A 5,155-nucleotide genomic window follows, 5' to 3' on the forward strand; every position below is an offset into this window, starting at 1 on the left:
AACTCAACGGCGTCGACCCGTACGCCTACCTCACCGACGTCATCACCCGCATCGTCGCCGGCCATCCGCAAAGCCAACTCGACGACCTGCTGCCCTGGGCCTACGCCCCCGCACCACTCAAGGCCGTGGCCTGAGAACAGCGGTTACGCCGAATGCCGGAACTCGGTCGGATGACCGCCGGCGAGGCCGCCGCCATGACAGGCCTTGCTCCGACGCCACACTACCGTGGAACAATGCACGGCAAGAGAAGGATCTCGGTGGACGGCGGGCGTTGCGTCATGTGCTGTTCCAGGCCTCACTCGCCGCAGCATGTCACAATCAGGCGCTGAAACCCCTCGCCAAGCGTCTCAAAGAACTTGCAAGCCCCACAAGCTCATCATAAATCGCAATCGCGCGCAGGCTCGTAGCAATCGCAACGCAGTGCTGAAAACCGTCACTCCATGGCGATCAAATCCAATCACCTAGACACAGGTTGCTAGCCCACCAATTGTCGTTTCGGCAGGGCGAGAAAATCCTGCTGGCGGCAGCGGGTTCGGGTCCCAGCGGCGACGCCCTCGTGATTGGAATTTAGCCAAGCGGACGCCACGCGCAGCTGACATCGAGGGACGCGTGAGAATCGGATGGCCGGTCGGATGTGCTTGCCATAGCAGCGCCCTGCCCGTTCAACCAGGTTTCTGCCGGTCACACATCCGATCACCGCGAAAGCTAGCCGCCCACCTCACGATGAGAAGCAGTATTTGTCTCTCAATCTTCGATCTATCGGGTCTTGACGGCGAAGCGCGCGGGCACATGCACCACCCTCGAGGCGCGTTGTCGTGATCAGGTTGTCGACAGCTTTCCCATTTAACAAAACAGACTGGGTTGGTCGCACTGGACGAACATCGGCTGCCGATGCTCACGGTGCATGCCTGCCGAGGGCTGTTAAAAGGGTAGTTTGTTCCTGATTTCCGGCACGTCAAATCCAGCCCAGCCTCGAAGGCCTATTTTTTGAAGGGAGGGACGGATGGATTTCGCCTCGACGAATTGGGAGCAGGTAAAGTCGGACAGCGCGGGCCGGCAAGCGAGTTCACCCGCGGTGCCGTCCGCAGATGCGGCGACCTTTGAGCGGCAGCTGAGCGAGATCGCCAATTTAGGTGGAGGTGGAGGTGGTGGAGCAATGCCGGCGGCCTCGACGTTGCAGCCGGTCCAGTCAGCTGGGGTTTTGATAGGGCACAGCAAGGAGCCTCTCTATTCCGAGGATGCTCGCCTTATTTCGGTGCTTGAGAAGGGCCTCCGCCACGGCAATGCCGCCAACCACACCGCCAACGGCTATGTATACTCTCTTCGCAGCTTCAGCCGCCGGCTCTTCGCAAATAAAAAAGATACGATTGCTGCGCGGCTCGACGACCAGTCGCTGACCGATGATGCCCGCGAAGCCGTCGAAAAGGGTCATAATAGACGACTCCTCTCGGCAATAGACCATCTCCGGACCTTCCAGTCGACGGGCGGAATCGTGCCGATCAAAGGTTGCGGTAATCTAAATCCTCACCCCCAGGACGGGGTCCTCATCGAAGAGTACAAAAACCAAGCAGTGACACCGACCCGCAAGGTGTATGCAGCTGTTCTTCGCAATTTTAGTGACTACCTGCGTGAGAACAACAAGCCGGGCATTGCTGGTCGGCTTTCCGGCATGTCGTTGGACGGCGATGTCAGGAGCTATAGGAAGGACGGCGGTGATCGGAATATCGGTCCCGCACTGGCTGATCTGCGAAAATCGCAGGCAGGCGCTAAAGTGATGGAAATCGAGCGCCAATTTCCCCTCGTTCCCGCTGCCGAAAACGCGGTCCGGATGGAGCCGATGCCCGTCGGCAGCGCCGCTGCGCAGCACAGCGCGTCGCAGGCCGCGAGCAGATGGCCAGATGAGCTGCCTCCCGTAGAAAGCTACGATCAGGATTTGCTTTGGGAGATGATGGACAGACCCGGCCCGTCGTCGTCTCTCGAGCCAGCCGCACGCCATGACCAGTCATCGGATCCCCGAGAGTCCATTCGTCACTTAAACTGGGGCTACGACCACCAGCAGTTCCCGGACGAGCCGATGGGTGGATTTGCCAGCAGCAACCTTTTGCCAAGCGGGGAAGTCGTCATCAACGATGAGCGTGTCGCCAATTCAGGTGGAGGTAGTGGAGGAATGCCGGCCTCCTCGGCGCTGCAGCCGCCTCAGTCAGCTGGAGTTTCGAAAGGGAACAGGAAGCAGCCTCTTTATTTCGAGGACGCTCGCCTCATCTCGGAACTTGCCCTCAGCAAGGGCAACGCCAACGCCTATGTATCTTCTCTTCGCAGGTTCGGGCGCTGGCTCTTCGCAAATAACAAAGATCCGATTGCTGCCCGCCTCGACGACCAGTCGCTGACCGATGATGCCCGCGAGGCCATCGATAAGGGTCATCACAAACGACTCCTTCCGGCGATGGACCATCTCCGGACCTTGTCGATGGGCGGAGTCGTGCCGATCGAAGGTCGCCCTGAGCTAAATCCTCACCCCCAGGATCGGGCTCTCATCAAAGAGTACAAAAACGGAGCAGGGACATCGACCGGCAGCCGGTACGCAGCTCTTCTTCGCAGTTTCAGTGACTACCTGCGTGAGAACAACAAGCCGGCCATTGCTGCTCGGCTTTCCGGCACGTCATTGGACGGCGACGTGAAGAGCTATAGGAAAGACGCCGCGGGTGATCGGAATATCGGTGCCGCACTGGCTGATCTGCGAAAATCGCAGGCAGGTGTTAAAGCGATGGAGCTCGAGCGCCATATTCTCCCCGTTCCTGATTCCGAAAACGCGGTCCGGATGGAGCCGAAGCCCGTCAGCGCCGCCGCTGCGCAGCAGGAAGCGGACAGGTGGCCAGAGGAGCTGCCTCCTGTGGAAGGCTATGATCAGGATTTGCTTTGGGAGATGATGGACAAACCCGGCCCGTCGTCATCTCAGCCAGCCGCGCGCCGGTTCTCCGACAACCCGATCGGTGCATTTGCCAGCAGCAACCTCCTGCCAGGCGAGGAGGTCCTCATCAACGATGAGCGTGACACAGCTGGGTTGCGGCCAGCGAAGAGGCCGAGGCCCCTGGACAATCTACCCGGTCTTGCCATTGAGCGGCAGCTGAGCGAGATCGCCAATTCAGGTGGAGCAATACCGGCGACCTCGACACTGCGGCCGGCTCAGTCAGCTGGAGTTCGGATAGGGCGGCGCAGGCAGCGTCTTTATTCCGAGGACGCTCACCTTATTTCGGGACTTGAGAAGGCACTTCTCGGGGGCAATGCCATCAATGCCACTGCTTCCGCCTATGTATCTTCTCTTCGCGGCTTCGGCCGCTGGCTCTTCGCAAATAACAAAGATCCGATTGCTGCCCGGCTCAACGAGCAATCGCTGACCGATGATATGCGCGAGGCCATCGAAACGGGTTATAACGTGAGACTCCGTCCGGCAATGGACCATCTCCGGATCTTCCAGTCGACAGGCAACGTGCCGATCGCAAGCCGCGCTGAGCTAAATCCTCACCCTCAGGACGTGGCTCTCATCAAAGAGTACAAAAACGAAGCAGCGCCAGGGACCGGCAGCAAGTATGCAGCTGTTCTTCGCAGTTTCAGTGACTACCTGCGTGAGAACAACAAGCCGGGCATTGCTGCTCGGCTTTCCGGCACGTCGTTGGACGGCGATTTAGAGCGCTATAGGAAAGACGCCGCGGGTGATCGGAATATCGGTGCCGCACTGGCTGATCTGCGAAAATCGCAGGCAGGCGCTAAAGCGATGGGGCTCGAGCGCCATATCCTCCCCGTTCCTGCTCCCGCAAAAGCGGTCCGGATGGAGCCGATGCCCGTCGGCCGCGCCGCTGCGCAGCACAGCGTGTCGCAGGGTGCGGGCAGGTGGCCAGCGGAGCTGCCTCCTGTGGAAGGCTACGATCAGGATTTGCTTTGGGAGATGATGGACGAACCCGGCCCGTCGTCATCTCTCCAGCCGGCCAAGCGCCTTCAGTCAACTGGAGTTTTGATAGGGCGAAGCAAGCAGCCTCTTTATTCCGAGGACGCTGGCCTCATTTCGGGGCTTGAGAAGGCCCTCTTCGAGGGCAATGCCGCCGATGGCACTGCCGACGCCTATGTATCTTCTCTTCGCAGCTTCGGGCGCTGGCTCTTCGCAAAGAACAAAGATCCGATTGCTGCTCGGCTCGACGACCGGTCGCTGACCGATGATGTGCGCGAGGCCATCGAAACGGGTCATAATGGGAGACTCCGTCCGGCAATGGACCATCTCCGGAACTTCCAATCGACGGGCGGAGTGGTGCCGATCACAGGCCGCCCTGAGCTAAATCCTCACCCCCAGGACGTGGCTCTCATCAAAGAATACAAAAACGAAGCAGCGACAGGGACCCGCAGCCGGTATGCAGTTCTTCTTCGCAGTTTCAGTGACTACCTGCGTGAGAGCAACAAGCCGGGCATTGCTGCTCGGCTTTCCGGCACATCATTGGACGGCGATGTCGAGCGCTATAGGAAGGACGCCGGGGGCAATCGGAATGTCGGTGCCGCACTGGCTGATCTGCGAAAATCGCAGGCAGGCGCTAAAGCGATGGAGCTCGAGCGCCATAACCTCCCCGTTCCTGATCCCGCAAAAGCGATCCGGATGGAGCCGATGCCCGTCAGCGGCGCCGCTGTCCAGCACAGTGTGTCGCAGGAAGCGGACAGATGGCCAGATGAGCTGCCTCCCGTAGAAGGCTACGATCAGAATTTGCTTTGGGAGATGATGGACAAACCCGGCCCGTCGTTATCTCTCGAGCCAGCCCCGCGCCATGACCAGTCATCGGATCCCCGAGAGTCCGTTCGTCACTTGAACTGGGGCCACGACCCCCAGCAGTTCCCCGACAAGCCGATGGGTGTATTTGCCAGCAGCAACCTCCCGCCAAGCGAGGAGGTCCTCATCAACAATGAGCGTGACACAGCTGGGTTGCGGCCAGCGAAGAGGCCGAGGACCCTGGACAATCCAGACGGCCTTGAGCGGCAGCTGAGCGAGATCGCCAATTCAGGCGGTCGCCTGATGTCGTCGGCGGACCCCATCCATCAACTGGGTGCATTGCCATCGCAGGCGCAGGACATCGTCCAGGCCGGACGGCAAGAACCTGCCCGGTTCGCCTCAACCGGG

Annotated in this window: 1 protein-coding gene and 1 pseudogene; both read left to right on the plus strand. The window is 60.0% G+C overall.

Annotated features, from left to right (window positions below; translation table 11 throughout):
• The coding region (locus AC04SH_RS34605; RefSeq protein ID WP_488480748.1) for a transposase domain-containing protein at positions 1 to 134 on the plus strand (134 nt) is incomplete at its 5' end.
• 869 nt (positions 135 to 1,003) lie between these two features.
• Positions 1,004 to 5,155, plus strand: a pseudogene (locus AC04SH_RS34610) (hypothetical protein); the annotation flags it as partial.

The sequence above is a fragment of the Mesorhizobium sp. CNPSo 4688 genome (assembly GCF_057784295.1).